Source organism: Flavobacterium palustre (genome assembly GCF_014639535.1).
Lineage (GTDB): Bacteria > Bacteroidota > Bacteroidia > Flavobacteriales > Flavobacteriaceae > Flavobacterium > Flavobacterium palustre.
Map to the genome: position 1 here is coordinate 20,177 of NZ_BMGA01000007.1, position 19,399 is coordinate 39,575.

At 34.1% G+C, this 19,399-nt stretch carries 12 protein-coding genes; 1 reads left to right on the forward strand and 11 read right to left on the reverse strand.

Features of this window, described 5'->3' with window-relative positions; translation table 11 throughout:
- Nucleotides 1-14: 14 nt before the first annotated feature.
- The 7 genes from IEV84_RS12735 to IEV84_RS12765 all read right to left on the reverse strand — a co-directional run bounded on the left by IEV84_RS12735 (nucleotide 15) and on the right by IEV84_RS12765 (nucleotide 12,740).
- Nucleotides 15-1,484 carry a right-handed parallel beta-helix repeat-containing protein gene (locus tag IEV84_RS12735; protein ID WP_188494660.1) on the reverse strand — a complete coding sequence of 490 codons (1,470 nt, stop codon included), beginning with the start codon at nucleotides 1,482-1,484 and terminating at the stop codon, nucleotides 15-17.
- A gap of 71 nt (nucleotides 1,485-1,555) precedes the next feature.
- Nucleotides 1,556-2,557, reverse strand: coding sequence for a pectinesterase family protein (locus IEV84_RS12740; protein WP_188494661.1), 1,002 nt, complete (start codon nucleotides 2,555-2,557; stop codon nucleotides 1,556-1,558).
- 36 nt (nucleotides 2,558-2,593) lie between these two features.
- Nucleotides 2,594-4,153 (reverse strand): pectate lyase, encoded by a 1,560-nt coding sequence (pelA, locus tag IEV84_RS12745; RefSeq protein WP_188494662.1) that lies wholly within the window; start codon nucleotides 4,151-4,153, stop codon nucleotides 2,594-2,596.
- Nucleotides 4,154-4,308: 155 nt separating this feature from the next.
- On the reverse strand, nucleotides 4,309-5,976 hold the full coding sequence (locus tag IEV84_RS12750) for a DUF4957 domain-containing protein (RefSeq protein WP_188494663.1): 1,668 nt from the start codon (nucleotides 5,974-5,976) through the stop codon (nucleotides 4,309-4,311).
- A 20-nt stretch (nucleotides 5,977-5,996) separates the two neighbouring features.
- Complete coding sequence (locus IEV84_RS12755) at nucleotides 5,997-7,811, reverse strand: RagB/SusD family nutrient uptake outer membrane protein (RefSeq protein ID WP_188494664.1); 1,815 nt, start codon at nucleotides 7,809-7,811, stop codon at nucleotides 5,997-5,999.
- A 24-nt stretch (nucleotides 7,812-7,835) separates the two neighbouring features.
- The gene (locus IEV84_RS12760) at nucleotides 7,836-11,429 is read right to left on the reverse strand and encodes a TonB-dependent receptor (protein WP_188494665.1); all 3,594 of its coding nucleotides are present in this window, start codon (nucleotides 11,427-11,429) and stop codon (nucleotides 7,836-7,838) included.
- 171 nt (nucleotides 11,430-11,600) lie between these two features.
- Entirely contained in the window at nucleotides 11,601-12,740 is a 1,140-nt protein-coding gene (locus IEV84_RS12765) for a FecR family protein (RefSeq protein WP_188494666.1), read from the reverse strand.
- 166 nt (nucleotides 12,741-12,906) lie between these two features.
- Between IEV84_RS12765 and IEV84_RS12770 the strand changes: the two genes are divergently transcribed.
- Nucleotides 12,907-13,449: a sigma-70 family RNA polymerase sigma factor gene (locus IEV84_RS12770; RefSeq protein ID WP_188494667.1), complete on the forward strand. Its 543-nt coding sequence runs from the start codon at nucleotides 12,907-12,909 to the stop codon at nucleotides 13,447-13,449.
- A 107-nt stretch (nucleotides 13,450-13,556) separates the two neighbouring features.
- Here the strand turns inward: IEV84_RS12770 and IEV84_RS12775 are convergent, their stop codons facing one another.
- The 4 genes from IEV84_RS12775 to IEV84_RS12790 are packed head-to-tail and all read right to left on the reverse strand — an operon-like array spanning nucleotide 13,557 to nucleotide 19,331.
- Nucleotides 13,557-14,918, reverse strand: a complete 1,362-nt coding sequence (locus IEV84_RS12775) for a glycoside hydrolase family 28 protein (RefSeq protein ID WP_188494668.1) — start codon at nucleotides 14,916-14,918, stop codon at nucleotides 13,557-13,559.
- Nucleotides 14,919-14,928: 10 nt separating this feature from the next.
- Complete coding sequence (locus tag IEV84_RS12780) at nucleotides 14,929-15,660, reverse strand: rhamnogalacturonan acetylesterase (RefSeq protein WP_229732683.1); 732 nt, start codon at nucleotides 15,658-15,660, stop codon at nucleotides 14,929-14,931.
- Between the two features lie 2 nt (nucleotides 15,661-15,662).
- A complete protein-coding gene (pelA, locus tag IEV84_RS12785; protein ID WP_188494669.1) occupies nucleotides 15,663-17,699 on the reverse strand; it encodes a pectate lyase in 2,037 nt (678 codons plus the stop codon).
- A gap of 6 nt (nucleotides 17,700-17,705) precedes the next feature.
- Nucleotides 17,706-19,331, reverse strand: a complete 1,626-nt coding sequence (locus tag IEV84_RS12790; RefSeq protein WP_188494670.1) for a glycoside hydrolase family 43 protein — start codon at nucleotides 19,329-19,331, stop codon at nucleotides 17,706-17,708.
- Nucleotides 19,332-19,399 lie beyond the last annotated feature (68 nt).

A 19,399-nucleotide genomic window follows, 5' to 3' on the forward strand; every position in this document is an offset into this window, starting at 1 on the left:
TTATTTAGAAATAATTATTTTAACTCAAATGCACCTAAATCGGGAGCTGTACCAAGATAAGGAATCCCTTCGATTACAATCCCTTTATCTATTAGGTCAGACGTAGTTTTTAGTTTCATAAAAGTCACATCCGGCAGACTCCCATCAGCTTTTCGAGCCTGAATCAACTGGCTGATATCTGTACTTTCAAAATCGGCAGCATCAGTAACCAAACCGTTTAACCAACCATTATTAGTAACATCAAGGACATCAGCTTTTACACTTCCGTAAGCTCCGATGGCGCATGAATTTTTCAAAGTTAATTTTGCTAACGGATTGGTCGAACTAAAATTGTAATTATTTCCATTACTATAAGCAGCACAATTGTAAATTTCAACATTGCCACGGTTACTGTTGTGATCAAAACCATCGGTTACATTTCCTGCAGCAATACAGTTTTTATAAATTCCGTTATGTTTTAATAATTTATCATCACTACCTCCAGTCTTGAAACCGTTTCCATCACCTGCTCCTTTAGTATCATTTTTAAGATAGCCGTTTTTAACAGCCCAGCAATTGGTATAAGTTGTCGTAACATTATCCGTTCCTCTTAAATAGCCATCCCAGCCGTCATCAAGATTTTGCCAGGCTCTGCAACCAATAAATTTATTTCCTGTACCAACATTTAATTTACAGGCAAATCCATCGGCATTTTCCAAAGTAGAATCGGCATTAAAATAAGAATCACAATTTAGGATTATATTATTTGAAGCCCCGCTGTCAATTTGCAAACCCGAATCAGAACATTCTGAAAACGAACAAAATTCTATCGTATTATTACTTCCTTTGACCTGCATTCCATTATCTCCCGCTTTATAGATATCAATCGCTTTGATATGAATATAATTTCCGGCAACAACAATTCCCTGATTAGATGAATTTTCAGACATGGACGAAAAATCAAGTTTGGCTCTGGCACCATCCATTTGACCTAAAATAGTGATTTCATTACCCGAAGTTCCCGAAGTGCTTAAGGTAATTTTAGCATTCATAACATAAGTTCCTCCAGTAAGAAAAACGGTTTCTCCGGCCTTAACTTTAGACAAAGCAGTTAGTAATTCTGTAGCATTGGAAACGGTATAAGTATATGTTGGCGAAGTAGTAAAAGACGAAATTATTATCGTTTTTGTGGCTTTAATTATATTTTTATCCGATGCTGTTGCGGTTATCGTTACAGTTCCGTTTTTAAGAGCCGTTACCAAACCTGTAGAAGAAACCGTGGCAATACTAGAATCAGATGAAGTCCATGAGAGAATTTTATTAGTTGCATCAGAGGGCAAAACTGTAGCCGAAAGCTGCGTTGCAGTTCCTGTAGTAATATCTGAACCTGAAACACTAATTGAAGTAACATACACTATATCTGTGTTACTATCAGAAGCTTTCACATCATCTTTGGAACAAGAAAGAAGTGAAAACAAAAAGATTATATTGAAAATATATTTCATTTTTATTAAATTTTAAATGCATCAAAATTGTTAGCATTATTAAAACACAAAGTATAATTGAATTAAAAAAATTATAACATTGGAATCCAATCTTTAAAGATTGTATTAAGCGAATATTGATTTGTAACTTGTTCCAATGTTAATGTGTGTGACCAACTTACACGAGAAATTGTGTTTGCTCCCGGGCCAGTCGATAAATATTCTGCATAAAAAGTGGTAGCTTCTGCCTCTGGCTTACTCCAATTATGCCAACCTTCAGGTTTTATGTGTGCAGCCATTTCGCATTTAATAAATACTGTTTTGGCATAATTCCTCCAAGGACGTCCTAAATAATAACTGCTATTTCCTGAATTTGTAGTCAATCTACAATTCAGAAACACAAGTCCATACAGATTTTTTTCATCTGTGCTTGCAGCTGTAATATAAACACCTCCCTGCTTAGCAAAAATTTCACACTGATCAAAAACAGCCGTTGAAGCTCCAAAAATAAAATCGGTTGTCCCTTCGATATAACAATTTTTATAGTACTGCCTGCTTGTTATACTACGCGGGTATAGTGTATCCTGAAAGCCTAGAAACTTACAATTATCAAAAATTATTTTATCTCCATCTATCCTAACAGCTACCGCCTGACCAACCGGTCCGGACGAATTTTCGAAAGTAATATTTTGAGCTTTAAAATTATCTCCTGTCACAATAAAGCTGGCGGAACCGGATGTTCCAATATCCATCCCTTCACCATTTTTTTTAGAAGCATAATCATCATAAGTAAGAATTACATTCTCTTTACTTTCACCTATCAAACTAATGTTGTTTTTATTTAAAGGCACTTCTAATTTTTCTTTATAAGTCCCGTTTTTGACAAAAATTTTAGTTTCTGTTTTTTTCAAAAAAGTAACTGAATTAAGTGCTTCCTGAACAGTAGTAAAATCTCCAGTACCTTTAGAATCTACAACAATATCATAGCTTACAACTTCTTCCTTTGGAGTTTCCTCAATTTGAGTTTCTTTTGGTTCATCGTTTGAAGAACAGCTTAGAAATAAAACAGAAGCTATTAAAAAATTTAAAATCATTATTTTATTTTTATTTATCATTAGTACTCTTTTTAATTACAACCCATGCTTTACTTTCCAGTTACTATATTCTGACCCAATTAAGGAATTAGGCCAATTTCCATACCATGAATAATTTACTCTTCTTTCGTTCTCAATTTCAGCTAAAGTTGCTTTTGGAATTCCGTCACGACCGCAAAACATTGGTAAATTGTTCGTTAAATCATAAAATCTCGCCCATAGAATGTTCCCCGGAGAAGAAACTACAATAACGTCTTGACCTGTTGGTTGAGAAGCATCAGTTATTTTTTGTGTAGCAATGCCGGTAAGTTTGGCTCCATTAAACCAATCGACAGCATCTTTTACAGCCTGTTTCACTGCAGCTGAGGGTTGTTCTACCAACATCAAAACACGAACTATACCTACTGATTCTGAACCACTAAAAGATGGTAATTCATAAGATCTGGCCAGAGCAGGTTGTAAAGTCACCTCGTCATGTTGTGCACACCAAACTGTTTTCTTGCCTTTATAAGTAATCTGTGTTTGTAATATAATATCAATTCCTTTATTAAATGCTGTTGTTGCTTTGTCTTTATAAACAGGATTTATCAATTCTAAATTATTTTTCCCTTTTATAATATCCCACATCAAATTCATCACATTCGCAATAGCATTATCATTATAGGTTATCTGATGCCTGTAACCACTTTTATCAGGATAGTATTGAGGCCAGCCACCATTAGCATATTGTGCTAAAAACAGCCAATCAATCGCTTTTTCTGCAGCAGCCAAATAATTAGGATTATTAGTTGTTTTATAGTCAGCAAGTAACCATCTCAATTCAGTTACTACATGACCATTATCAATCGTTGTATCTGTATTGTTTTTTGAAGCCAAAGCAGCCGCTTTTTGTTGATCAGTTTGTGCCAGATTGTAATCATTTAAATCCGGAACAGCTTTCCCCCATCCACCATTATTTCTTTGCCATAACAATATACTTTCGGCTCTTACAGTTGTAGCGTAAACTGTAGTAACTCCGGAAATAGCAACTTGAATTTGGGCGCTTTTCCCGCTTCCATCATTACTGTTAGCCGTTACAGTAACTGTACCATTAAGCCTTGGGGTTAGCAAACCATCGGCACTAATCGTAGCAATCGCCTGACTTGAAATTGTCCAATTCAAAGTTTTGTTAGACGCATTGGCTGGCAGGATTTGAGTTGTTAATTGCAATGGTTGACCATTCGTTATATTTGCTCCAGTGATAGCTATACTTTGTATAAATACTGTAGGACCTGTAATTCCTGAAACGGTATAAGTCTTGTCTCCTTTAGTCCCGGAACCGTCTTTAGCTGTGGCCGTTACTTTTACCGTTCCGTTTTTTAGTCCTGTTAAAAGTCCCGTTTCGGTAATTACAGCTATTGTAGGGTCGGAAATACTCCACGTTATTTCCTTATTAGTCGCATCGCCAGGAAGAACAGTCACTGTTAGTTGTTTAGGCGTACTTGTTAATGTGTTATCTCCATTAATTACTATTGTTTTCACTTCTGTTTGCCCTAAATCATCTTTGGAACAAGAAATAAACAAAGCCACACAAATTAAAATTATTATTTTTTTCATTTTCTTATTTTGAATTTGGAATATACATAAAGAGGCATGCAAAAATGAATTAAGCATGCCTCAATAAAAAAACTAAAAACTAATTATTATTGTATTTGAATCTTAGTCAGTTTTTTTTTTTACTCTGTTAGTTAGATAAAGAGTAATAAAAACAATTACAATTTCAATCTCCACCTAGGATCACCGGCAGTAATTCTACCAACAAAAGATTTATCTTTAAAATTGAAATTATTAGTTTGCGGATCAACCCATAAATCATTTTGACCTTTAGAATATGTTTTAGGAGTTAAATTTGGAATTTCGTTACTCCAAGTTATATCAGATGTAGTATAACAGTTTCCTACATCAAAACTAGTGCTTGCTAAACCACCATTAATTCCTGTACTTGTCCAAGTGGTAGCTGCTCCTGTTTCGTCCCAAGCATGACCAAAAATAGAATTTTTAATAGAAATACCATTGGTTACATTATTATTACCAGTACCTCCATTGTAACGAAAATAAGTAGTAACATTAGCAAAAGTACATCCTTCAATTTGAATAGATTCTGAATTATTCCTAGATGCTATTAACAATGGGATTTTATTAAATGTACTGTTTGTTAATTTTATATTTTTAACGTTTGCAGTAGCAGGCGTTCCTGGATTTGTATCACAAGTTAAAAGTCCATAATTAGCACTAGTAGCACCAATACTATCTACTACCGAATTTTTAATTTCATAAGTATTGATACTAGTATTTGTACCTCTTAACCTAACTATACCTCTAACAGTTCCTATTTTACAATTATCGAATGTTAATTCATTTATGATTGTATTATTCTGGTTAGGATTAAAAACGTAATTTGCTGCATAATTTTTACCCCTGATTTCCAAATCTATAAAACGAATATGGTTAATATTGGTATTTGGCGCAATAAACATATTACCATCTTTATATAATTTTGCTTTTTTCTCTCCAAAACCATAAGCCGCCCTGATAGTAACTGATTTATTGAAGGCATAAGAAGGCATGTCATAAGTCATCCCTCTTTTTACTAATATAGTTGCACCCTCTGGAGCAATTGCCAGAGCATTATCTATAGCAGAAGGACTTGTATCAGCTCTAATATCTATTACTCCCGGACCATTTGGATCAATATCTGCTACTCGAGTAGTATAATCTACCCACCCTCTTAATGTAGTTCCACTGTAAATAGCTATTTGATATTTAGTATCAGGTAACAATCCATATACAAAAGATTCACCTGCTAATTGTTCATTAGCTGTTACTACGGTTTCAGGGAATAAAGGTGTTTTCAGTTTTAAATCATCACCAGCAAAAACTTTCATACTAGTTACCGCATCGCCTGCCACTGTCCAGGTAACTCTAGCCGCAATATCTGTAACATCATAAGTAGCAGGAATATTTAAGATTGTTGGAAAACGTTCTGTTTGTACATTTCCTAAATCAGATATTTTACTATCATATTGAGGATCATCAGCATGAGCTGTAGCTCTAATTTGATACAAAGTATTCCAAAACAAACCTTCTCCTATAAGTTCTTCGTTAATCTTAACATAATTTGTATCTGTTTTTATCGTATAATCTATGGTTTTAAAAGTATCTCTACTAACTTCTAGAGTGTAGCCTATTGCTGCTTTTAATTTCCCCATATTTACAATTATCACATTCCCCTCTGCAGTTAAATTTTCTGAAAGAACAGGACGAAACAATCGGGTTTTTTCAAATACCTGTTCGTCTGCCTGACAGGCGTTAAACAGTATAACACTTAAACATAAAAACAATACTGTTTTTATGTTCAAAATATTTTTTATATTTTTCATCTCTATTATTTTATAACTTGTTATTGAAAATTGTAACCATCATTTTTGAGTGTACCCTGACTATTTTGAATAGCAGTTGTCGGAATTGGAAATATATACCTCGCAACACCAGGCTTTGGACCTGTTAAGTAATAATTAGCATAGTCTTTAGTAATCCACTCTTGATATGTTGTAGTATTACTGTGCAATTGCAGTAAAAACGACTGTCTTTTCCAGGTATCATCCGGGGCAGCAGTAACTTTAGAATCAGGATTAAAAACAATAAAGTTACCTTTATCATCTAATTTCCAATAAATATAATCAGGACCAGTGCCAACGCCATTAAAAGCATCATCCGCTAATTGTTTCAACCCATCTACTGTTTCTTTTACTTTATCGGAATAAATACCCCAACGAATCAACTCATATTTTCGGATCATTTCGCCACCAAATTCCCATCCACGTTCGTCAACTATAGCATCAAAAAATGCAGCTTTGGATGTGGATACCTGAGCAACATATCCATCAACTTTTGTTATCCAATCCGTTGAATCAAATGCTCTTTGACGTACTCTTTTAAGTGCATTTTGAGCATCAACTGTAGGACCATTTAGTTCATTTTCAGCTTCAGCATACATCAGTAAAACATCGGCATAACGCATCATAGGCCAGTTAATACCTGTACCTTTGGCTGAAAGCTTTCCTGGAGGAGTATCTAAAAAATGTCTACTCCATTTTCCTTGAGCAATATTATTCACATTCGAAATAAATTCAGGAACAAAATCAGTATTAATTTTATACAAAGCACAAGTAACATCTCTACGTTTGTCTTTACTGTCAAAAGACAAATAGTAAGTAACTGGAATCCCCATATAATTATTTCCGGAACCATAATCGTGTTTAGCAGTAGCTCCTCCATCAACTGTAATTCCAATATTCCACGCTACATCTCCACTCCCCTTAGCGAAAGGAACCTCCCATAAAATTTCTTGATTTAAAGGAGTCAAGAACTTACACTGATTCATGAAAATTTGTCTAAAATCTGTTGGTAAAGGTCTATCCTTTAGAGTTATTAATTTACCCGCATATTCTTTAGCAATTTGATAATAATCAAGATAATCACTGTCTCTTGCCATTGTTAATTGAGGTGTTAAATAATACCCTCCTCTTTGTAGTGATAATCTCGCAATCATTCCTAAGGCATATTCACGATTAATTTGTTCAATCCCAAAAGGTAATTGATCAGCCCACTGCATTTTTTCTTCAATATCAATAATGTTTTGTATCTCTTGGCTTAAGATTTCATTTCTGGGAGATTTCGGCACAAAAAAGTTTTGTCCGGCTACAGGTGCCTGAGTTATGTAAGGAACATCACCAAAATAATAGGCTAGCATACTGTACCAATATGCTCTAATAACATAACATTCACCTAATAACTGATTAAAAGTAGTTTTAACACTCGCATCCGTTGATTCTAAATTTCCACTGGCTTTTATCCCCTCTATTGCTATATTGGCATCTCTAATGGCTCTGTATGCATAAGTCCACACTATATTCAAATCACCATTACTATCTAAAGCATCCAGATTCCATATCTGATATCTGTCTGCTGTAGTTTGCCAACCTGACTGTCTCTCTATATCTGTATTTCCGCACATATTATTAGACAATCTTGATCTAAAAGCATCTTGCTGAAAATAAGAATACACTGCATTTACCCCCTTTCTGGCATCATCAACATTAGAATAAATGTATTTATTATCAAACGTAGAGATTGAATCTGGATTTAAAAAGTCTTTATCACAAGAGGTTAAAAGCAAAATTGCTAGAATAACCATTATATAATTTGTTTTCATATCTAAAAAAATTTAGTTTTCATTTTAAAATGTTGCGTTTAATCCAAAGGTGTACGAACGGCTTTTTGGAAAAGAAGAATAATCAACACCAGGTGTTAATGGATCTCTCGTTTGTGAATTCACATCTGGATCATATCCTGAATACTTGGTCCATATATGCAAATTTCTACCTGTTGCATAAATTCTAAATTGAGATAAACCTACTTTAGATATTATTTTTTTGGGCAAACTATAGCCTAATGTTACATTATTTAGTCTAAGGAAAGAACCATCTTCAATAGCAAAATCACTAATAAGTGCCTGAGCCACTCCAAAACTACTATGTGACCACATTGTTTTTCCTTCATTCATTTCTGCTAATTGCCCTAAATCTGTAACTATACCTCCGGGAGTACCTGTATATTGACCATCAACATCAACATAAGTAAATCGCTTATCAGAACTCATCGATGTCAATAAATTACCATAAGTAATTCTTCTAAATTGGTTGTATTGGATTTTCCCTGTATTATACACTTCGTTACCTACTTGATAATCAAAAAATGTAGATAAATCAAATCCTTTGTAGCTTACATTAAAACCAAAACCTCCCTGAAAATCTGGCGTTGCATTTCCTAAAACTTTTCTATCGTCATCATTAATAACTCCATCATTATTTAAATCCTTTATTTTCAAGAAACCTGGTCTGATATTAGCATTACCTACCAGTGCTCCGCTGTTTGGAACGCCATCTTTTAAAACATATCTGGCAGTTGTTGAATTATAGCTATCGAAATCGTCAACAGAATAAAAACCATCTGTAACAAACCCATAAAAATCTCCTACTTTACCACCCAATTGTAAATAAAAATCATTAACATTCTTTAAATCAGTACTTGCCCAGTTAGATCTAGCAAACAAATCTGAAGTTCCATCTAATTTATCAATCCTAAACTCATTTCTACCAATATTAGCGTTCACTGAAAGATTAAAATCCTTTGAATCTACAACCACACTAGACAAAGCAAGTTCAAAACCTCTATTTGAAGTACTTCCTACATTATTGAATTGCTTATCAAATCCAGTATTATTTGGTATTGCAGATTGATAAAGTAAATCTCTCGTTTCATTATTGTAATAATCAAAACTTCCACTTAACTTATTTCTAAAAAAAGCGAAATCCAAACCAATATTATTTGTAGCTGTACTCTCCCATTTTATATTAGGATTATATAAAACACTACTTGAAGGTGTATAATAAAGATTATCAACATTTCCAAAACCTGGTCCTCTTAATGTTGTTCCGTTAAAAAGGAATTGTGATGCCTCAGTAGATACTCCATCATTTCCTGTTTGACCATAACTTACTCTTAATTTCAAATCATCAATAAAATCTGCTTTATCCAAAAAACTTTCTTTGTTTATTTTCCAAGCAAATGCTAAAGCAGGAAAAATCCCTAAATTATTTTTCCCTCTAAACTTACTAGATTGATCAGCTCTGGCTGTAAGCGTCCAAATATATCTTTCCTTTAATTGGAAATCAAATCGACCAAAATAGGACTTTCTATTAAAAGGAGTATTCTCACCTCCATCAATTCTATCTACTCTTCCAAATTGCATATTTGCAAATAATTCCTGAGGAGTAATCGTTACCCTGTAATCTTCACCCCTTAAAAAATTAAACTTCCCTTTTAGCGATGATATATCTTGACCAATCAAAACATCTAATTTTATACCATCCCATTTCTTTCTATAGTTAATAGTATTAACTAAACGATAAGAATTACTTTCAGTAATTGTTCTCTCTCCTAATGGTAAATTTCCTCCATTATTATAAGATTCACCAGTTAATGGACCGTAAAATCTTAATTGTTCAGAATAATCTCTGGATGTTGTAAGAGTTGATTTAACATCTAAATCTTTAAAAACGGACCATGTTAATCCTGCCGAAAATACATATTGGTTATTCGTTCTTTTTCTCCAATCCTGTTTTACTAACTCGGTAGGAGATATCAATGTTTGAATAAATTGCTGATAGTCATCATCAGAGCTAACCTGAGTTGGATCAAATTCTAGTTCATCTGCAATACCATTGACTGGTCTTGTTTGAACAGCATCCTTAATGTTTAACTGTGCATTTGTTGAAGTTCCTGCCCCATCAATAACTGTATTGGTAATTCTTGCTGTAAAATCTGCTTTAAGATTTTTAAAAATCTCTTGATTCAATTTGAAGTTAATGGCTGTTCTGTCATAAGCTGAGCCAGTCAACAATCCTTCCTCATTATTGTTGGTCAAACTTAAATTTATTTTTGTCATCTCATTTCCTCCTCCAATACTTAAGTTATGCGATTGAGAAAGTCTTGATCCTCCAAACAATTCATCTTGCCAATCAGTTGGCTTCTTTTGTTTATACAATTCTAAGTCATCATATTTTCCAAAAAACTTTTCAAAATTTTGCAATTGGGTAGTCCCTAATAAAGCAGCATATTCATAATTAGCCAGAGCAAATTCATACGGGCTTAAAACATCATACTTCCTGTCTTTCGGTAATTGATTAAATTGAAAAAAATTGTTATATGACACTGTAACTCTTCCTGCCACAGGATTTTTAGTTGTAACAACAATTACACCATTAGAACCTTGTGACCCATAAATTGCGGTAGCTGCAGCATCTTTTAAAACATCTATACTTGCAATATCATTTACCGGAATATTATCAATACTTCCTACTATAAGTCCGTCCACAATAAATAATGGATCATTATTTTGTGAAATAGAAGTTCCTCCTCTCACACGAATTCTGATACTTGCTCCTGGCTCACCATCAGCTGAAGTTACATTCACCCCTGGCAATCTTCCTTTTAATGCCTCAGCAGCACTCGATACCGGAATTTTAGACAGTTCTTTACTGGTTATAGTCGCTGTGGCACCAGTCATATCGGCTTTTTTTACCTTTCCAAATCCATAGTTAACAACAACCTCATTTAGTTCATTAACATCGATTTTCATTGTTACATTGATAACAGACCTATTTTTAATCTCAACCACTTGATCTTTATAACCAACATAAGAAAACACCAAAAATCCATTTGGATCAACTGCATTAAATTTAAATTTACCATCCATATCTGTACTTGTTGATATAGATTTACCTTTAACAGCTACACTCAAACCAGGCATGGGCATATTGTTCTCATCCATTACTACTCCTGAAACCTGAATAGTTCCCTGATCATCTACTGCTTTTACTACAGTAGTTGCCAGAGAAACTGTTGGTTCTTTTTTCTTCACCAACAATATCTGTCGATCATTTATGGTATAAGAAATATCAGTTCCTTTAAAAACTTTGTCCAGTATTTCAACTATTTTCTTTTTCTCAACATTAACCGAAACCTTTCTGTCCAAATCAATCAAACTGCTTTCAAATAAAAACCGATATTCTGAAACAGACTCAATTTTATTAAACAACTGCTCAACAGTAGTATTGTTTACATTTAATGTCAACTTTGTATTTTGCGAATAGGTACTGGCCTGGATTCTCACCAAAGACAATATCAATAATAGCGTGGTTAGTTTCATCTTTAGACTAATTTTAGGCAAATACGGACTAAGCCATTTCCCTTTAATTATTTTTTTCATAATTTTGGATGGGTTTTAAATGATTTTAATTTCGATACGTCGTTTGAAACACATTACTAAATCGGGAAATACTGGTACTATTTTCCGATTTTTTTTCATGAGTTTCTTCTTTCCTTTAAAAAATTACACTCTTATTTCATTAATTAGCTTTTTAGTTTGTTAGTAAATTAGTTAGTTTATCGTTATGGTTTTACCTTCTTTTTTAAAAGTAAAATCTTGAATTTTGCTCATTGTTGCTAATACTGTTTCTATACTTTCTATATTTTTATTGAAACTGGCATTGAATTTTTTGTCTAAAAGTTCTTTTTTGTTGTTTTCAATTGTAACATTATAAGTACGTTCTAATCTTATAATAATGTCTCTAAATGACGCTTTTCTAAAAACAAGTTCTCCAGTCATCCATTCTGTATAGATTCGGGTATCCACTTTTTCAACTGCTATACCGCTTTTTTGAGTATTCCAGGTTCCTTTTTCTCCGGGAACAAGCATTTCTTTAATATTTGGCTCAGAAGCACTGGACAAACTAACCGACCCTTCGATTAAAACCGTATTAATATCAGTCTCTTCCTTGTATGAACTCACATTGAATTTTGTCCCTAAAACCTTTACATCAATTCCTCTTGTTTTCACGATGAAAGGATGTTTTTTATCCTTAGTAACATCAAAAAAAGCTTCACCTTCCAGTACAACTTCTCTATTGTGTCCTTTTATAAACTGAACCGGGTATTTTAATGAAGAACCGGCATTCATATTCACCACCGTACCGTCTGACAAAGTAATCACAAAGGTTTTTCCATAAGGAATTTTGATTTGGTTGTAAACCAATTTATCCATTGAACGATTTGAACTGTAACTAATTTGATTTTCTTTTTGAGAAGCTACAACTTCCCCATTTTTCTTTATTATCTGCTGATCGCCATTAGGGCTTAAAATCTGAATGTCGCCGTTTTCTAACACTAATTGGATGGCATCATCAGGAATTACAATTTGATTGGGTTTATCTGTTTTATTTTGAAAAACATAAACCAAACCCAATAAACAGACAAAAACTGCCGCATATTGAAAAACAGCTCTCCAATTAATTACAACGGACTTTTTTCTGAATTCCATTTTTTCTTTTAATTCTTCCCAGGATTTTTGAGCATCCAAAGATTCTACATAACGCAATGCTTCTTCCAGCATGCCATTAGCCTGAAGTTCTTTTATTAATTCTTGCTCTTCCTGAGGCAACAAAGCGATTTTAGAATCATCAACACTTCCATTACTTACTATTTCCCTAAGGACATTTATCAAATTCGGGTTGGAATCCATTGTATTTATCTTGTATGTTAAAGTTATGTTATGAAAAAAGTTTTTTAGGGTGACAGCTTTAATAAAAAATTTTATTTATTTTTACATATAACAAAAAAAAACTAAGTTTTTATTCTATATTTGACACAATGTAATCCATTACAAAACAAATAATCTCTATTTATAAATGTCATTTCACAAAGATTTAAAAATATTTGAAGACTTGTACAAAGAGCATTTCGCCTATCTTTCTTTAGTTTCTTTTAACATAACTAAGGATAAAGACATGGCGAAAGATGTGGTACAGGACTTTTTTATTTATCTATGGGAAAAAGAAGAAGCAGTCAATTTCACTATTTCATTTAAAGCTTATGCCGCAAGAGCGGTGAAAAATTTGAGTCTACAATATTTAGAAAAACACAAAACAGTTAGTTTAGAAGACAACAAAAAAAATATCCTTCCTAAAATGGAAGAACAAGTTATTTTTGAAAAAGCAGAAGAAAACAAAAAATCTAAAATTTTCACTTTGGTGGATAAAATCCCGCAGGCCAGAAGAGAAATTTTCATATCGCATATTGTAGAAGGACACAGCTATGCAGAAATTGCAGAAATGTACAACATATCAGTCAATACGGTAAAAACACAAATGAAAAGAGCTTATGCTTTTTTAAGAGAGTTTGAAAACAGCAGTACCTTATCTGCAATACTGTATTTCCTTTTCAAAAATTAATTCATTTTACTTTTTTATAAAATCAGAGCGAAGTTAAGGATTACTAATTCCTCAACTTCGCTCTGATTGCTTTTTGAAATAAGCCGCAAACTATTTATGATACAAAATTATTTTACGGCACTTGGCACACCTATTTTGTCGCCAATTATAATTTCGTTTACGCTTATATTTTGAGTATTCGTTAAAGTCATTCCGTTTTTGGCCGATTTTACAGTAATTCTATCCAAAACTACATTCTCCACTTTCTTTTCCGGAAAACCTTCAATAACAATAGCAGTATTCGAAGCCGCTTCACAACTAACATTAGAAATCAAAATATCTGATATTTTAGAAGGATACAATCCGCCTCCTTCTCCATGATAATTTGCGGTCATATAAATACAATCTTCCACTTTTCCGAAGGTGATATTAGAAAAATGCAAGTCTTTAACATAACCTCCTCTATCGGAATTAGTTTTGATATAAATCCCCCTTTTCAAATAACCTCTGGCTTTACAATTATCTACATATACATTACGAACTCCGGCCGACATTTCGCTACCAATTACCACAGCATGCAAACCTTTGAATTCGCAATTTCTAATAACAATATTTTCCGAAGGACTATTCGAATTATCTCGTCCTTCATTATCACGCCCTGCCTTGATAGCCACATTATCGTCGCCATTATCAAACTGGATTTTCTCAATTAAAATATCACTCGAATACTCGGGATCAATTCCGTCGTTATTATTATTCTGCGCATCGTATTTTAATCCGCGAAGGGTAATACTTCTGGATTTTAACAAATGCACACACCAAAACGGAGAATCTTCTATTTTTACATCTTCGATTAGAATATTTTTAGAATTGACAAATTGAATCAGCTGCGGTCTTAAATAATGTCCTTCACCAAAAACACGCTCTTTTACAGGAACATTTTTATGATTCATCTCCCTGCTTAGCATTTTGTCCTTTTCTTCCAGCGGCTTCCATTTTATCCAGGTATTTTTAGCTTCGCCGTCAATAATTCCGCTTCCTGTAATAGCAACATTCTCTACGTTATTTCCATAAATCAACGGACTATAATTGTACAACATAGTTCCCTCCCAACTGGTTAATACCAATGGATAATCTTTCGGATTGGAGCCAAAACGAATCTTTGCTCCTGCTTCGAGATGTAATTTTACATTGCTCACAAAATGTATCGGTCCGTTAATAGTATAAACACCTTTAGGAACAATAATCGTTCCGCCCTGTTTTTTTAAACAGGCTTTCATTGCCTTATCAAAAGCCGGTTTACAATTCGTCACCGAATCTCCTTTAGCACCAAATTTAGTAATCAAAAATTTAGCGGCAGGAATTGTTGGCAACTGAATACTATTGACAATTTTTTCTATTTCAACAGCGGTTTTTTTAGGAGCTGTTTGTGCCAAAAGCATATTGAAAGATGCCAAAATCGCGACGAAATAAAAAGTAAAGTTTTTCATGCTATTCAGTTTACTTAAGGTGTTTTTTCAAATCCAAATCGGTCTTTTTTAATTCGGCTACAACTAATTTAGCGATTTCAGTAGCACCTAACAAGGATAAGTGCGTATCATCATGCTTTTCGGTTTTATAAAAATCACTTTCTCCTGCATTAAAGTGCAAATGGAGCTTTTTAGAACCTTCAACTCCATAGGATTCCTCCAGTAACTCTGTTAAATATTGCAAATCAATAAACGGAACTTTATAATCCGTAGCCACTAATCTGGTTTCCAATGGATACAAACCGTGCGTATCTACTAAAGTTCCTTGTTCATTAAAATTTCTTCTTACAATAGAAGAAAATAAAACCGGAGTTGCCCCTTTAGCACGCGCTTCGGTCACAAATCGGATTAAATTTTGGCGATAAGCCGTGCGCGGATTAGTATAAACACTAGGTTTATTCTCTTTTTGGTCATTATGCCCAAATTGGATAAAAACATAATCACCTTTTTTCAAAGTTTTTAAAATTGAATCCCAACGCTTTTCATTAATAAAACTGCGGGTGCTGCGCCCATTTTGTGCTCTGTTATCAACCACAACAGAATTATCAAAAAATTGCTGTAAAACCTGAGCCCATCCGTGTTCAGGGTTTTGTGTCGGATTGGATTTATTAGCCATTGTAGAATCACCAATGGTGTAAACCGTTGTTTTTTGCGCAAAACAACTTGTCGCTAGAAGCAAAAAAAGGAATAATTTAATTCTCATAATCATTTAAAATTTGAATACCAATTACTATTTAATTTCGATTTTGAATCGCCCAGAATTTTTTCTAATGTATAATCTTTCGCCTGAGCTTTTGTTAATTGATGTGACCAGGCAGCTCTTTCTTTCGGTTGAAATCCCGGTCCAGAACAATTGTATTCAGCATAAAAAGAAGCTTTTTCGGCATCAGCTTTAGACCAGTTATTCCAACCTTCTTTTCGAATGTGTTTCCCCATTTCGCAATTAAAAAAAACTGTTTTTGCATGAATACGCCAAGGACGTCCCAGATAAACTTCTGTAGCTTTTTCATCGGCAGTCAATTTGCAATTCATAAAAACAAAACCATACTTAGAGCCTTCAGGCGTAGAAGCTGCCGTTAGATAAGCATTACTTTTAGCATGAATATCGCAATTTTCAAATACTGCTGTGGCGCTACCAAAAATAAAATCCACCGTCCCTTCGATAAAACAATCCTTAAAATATTGCTTAAATCCTTCTCCAGAAGTATATAATGTATCCTGATTTCCTAAAATAACGCAATTTGAAACCACTACTCTATCAGCCACTACAGACAAAGCAATTGCCTGCCCAACAGCACCGGCTGTATTTTGAATGGTGAAATTTGCTGCCTTAAAATCATTTCCTTCAACTAAAACTGTTGGTGTCAAAAAAGTACTATTGCGACCTAAATTGATTTTTCCAAAATAATCATCAAAAGTAATTATCGTTTTTTCTTTGCTTTCGCCAATTAAAGAAATCTTTGTGTTCCATTCCGGAATTCTCACTTTTTCATGATAAATACCATTCTTAATTGTAATCAAAACTCTTTTGTATGGAAATGAAGGCGAATTGTATATCGCTTCCTGAATACTGGTATAATCTCCACTACCATCAAGAGCTACAACAATGTTGTATTCGTCCTGAGGCTTTTTTACTGTTTTCTTTTCCGATAATTTCAGTTCAGTTGAAAGTTTTTTTTTCCACTTCTCGTAGCCTTTCAACACTTCTTTAGGTTCATTGGTGTACCAGGAATAACCATTTCTTCTTTCAGCACCAATTTCAGCTAAATCATATTTCTTAATTCCGTCACGATCACAAAAGAAAGGTCTGTTATCATCTAATTCCATAAAACGAGCCCAAAGTGGAAGTGCAGTAGCATCAGGAATCATTTTCTTATCAACTATTTTTCCGTCTTTTATAATGCGTTCTTCTCTCAATCCTGTAATTTTAACCTTTTCAAACCAGGCAACCGCAGCCTCAACCGCAGCAATTACTTCTTTTGATGGATTATCAATCGACATTAATAACAAAACAATCTTAGCCGATTCTTTTCCACTTAATGATGGTAATTCATAAGCACGTGCTTTAGCAGGCAACAAAGTAGTTTCGTCATGCTGCGCACACCATGCAGTCAAAATACCGTTTTGTTTGTACTGACTTTTAACAATACAATCAATTCCTTTATCAAAAGCTATTTTACATTTTTCAACTATTTCATCCGATGGTTTTATCGAATAAAAATCCGTTTTATCTTTAATCTCTTTCAGAATCTCAAGAATTCGAACCATCGAATCATCATTATAGGTAATATGGGTGTAATAGCCTTTTTTCAAAGGATAAAATTGCGGCCAGCCACCATTGTCATATTGCGCTTGTAACAAATAATCCAACCCGGCTAGAAAGGCTTTTTTATAACTCTCATCCGGTTGTTGTTTATAAATTTTAGAAAGAAAAAGCATTTCCTGAGAAGTAGCACTGTTATCGGTTGTACAACCTTCAGTTGAGCTTTTAAGAGCCAATAATTCTTTCTTTTGCGCATCCGAAAGCGGTTTTTGCATTTGGATATTTTTTGGCCACCCGCCAATATTGCGTTGGTACAACAATACATTTTCGGCAACTGCTTTTGCTTCTTTTGAGGCAAACCAATTCTCGTCTTTCATTTCAGTAATACTTTTCCATGATTTATCAAGCAGCTGAGCCTGAGAATTCATTGCAAATACACTGCATAAAAAAAGCGTAAGTATAATTTTAAATCTATTCATCATAATCTATTTTGTAAATCTAAACCAATCAATTGCTACACTTCCGGCATCGTTTATTTTGCCTTCTCTAAGCGCTGTTAAACCAATTTTAGCTCCAATCCATTTTCCTTCACGGGATTTAAAATCCTCACCTAAAGGCTGAAAAATTTTACCATCTGTACTGTAAAAGAAACTGCAAATTCCACCCGCTTTTACCTTAGTTTGTAAATAAAAAGTGTTTTTAGTTAACTTAACCGCTGCTGATTCTTTCTCCATCCCTTTTTTATCAGCATTTTTACAAGTTACCTGAGAAATAAACAATTCGCCATTTTGCTGTTTTACTTTTAGCATACTATAATCCAATCCCATAATCACTAAAGCAATACTTTCTCCGTCAAAGCGGGCATTGAAAGTCATTTTAGTAGTAGCCGTAAATTCGTTAGCCGGGAATTTTTGTGCTAAAATATTAGGAACATCAAATAAGTTAACTGCTTTTTCAGGCATTGGACGACAAAATAAATTATAGAATCCCATTGATGTTGGCATTCCCCAATACACCTGATAATTAGCATGCCATTGCCATTGCAGACCTAATTTGGTCGAATCAAATTCATCCGAATCTGGCGGAGTCATTATTGGATAGGTTTTTCCAATATTTGGTTTTTTATAGGTCAAAACAGGTTCGCCTTTTCCGTCTTTGTCTTTATCAATTCCTATCACCGGCCAATCGTTAATCCATTTCATAGGCTGCAAATGCACAATTCTACCATAAGCACCTTTGTCCTGAAAATGAAAAAACCAATCTTCACCTGATGGCGTATCCACCCAAGCTCCTTGATGAGGGCCATTAATAGGTGTATTGCCCTGATCGATTACTTTTCGTTTTTCATAAGGTCCAAAAACATTTTTGGAACGCATAACAGTTTGCCATCCGGTAGGAACTCCGCCTGCAGGCGCAAAAATATAGTAGTAACCATTGCGTTTGTAAAACTTTGGTCCTTCAACAGTTGCTTCGTCAAAATGACCGTCAAGAACCATAACCGCATCATCATTAGCAATTGTTCCTTCCGAATTCATAGAACAAACAGCTAATAAACTTTTTGCTCCGGCACGACTTCCTGCAAAAGCAAATCCTAAATAAGCTTTTCCATCATCATCCCATAAAGGTGCAGGATCAATCAGTCCTACTCCCGATTTTACTAATATTGGTTCAGACCAGAGTCCTTTAGGATCTTTAGTTTTAATCATATAAATTCCGTAATCAGGATCTGGGTAATAAATATAAAACTCCTCATTGTGGTAACGAATACAAGGCGCCCAAACTCCGTTTCCGTGTTGTGGCTTGTCAAAAACATCAAAAGGGGGTTGTTTTGGGAGTGCATAATTCACTAATTCCCAATTCACCAAATCCTTAGAATGCAAAATAGGCAATCCCGGAATACAGTTAAAAGAAGAAGCCGTCATATAATAATCCTCCCCCACACGAATCGCATCCGGATCAGAATAATCGGCATGTAAAATGGGATTTTTATAAGTTCCGTCGCCATTATCGGCCACCCAAACTTTAGAGATTTCATTTGTTTTTTGAGCAACAATTAGTTGGCTCGACAGCATAACTAATCCTACTGCAACTGCATTATTTAGAAACTTCATAGAAGAAAATTAAACGTTAAGTAATCTCAATTTTAAACCATATAAGTCACATAAGTTTTAATCAGAAG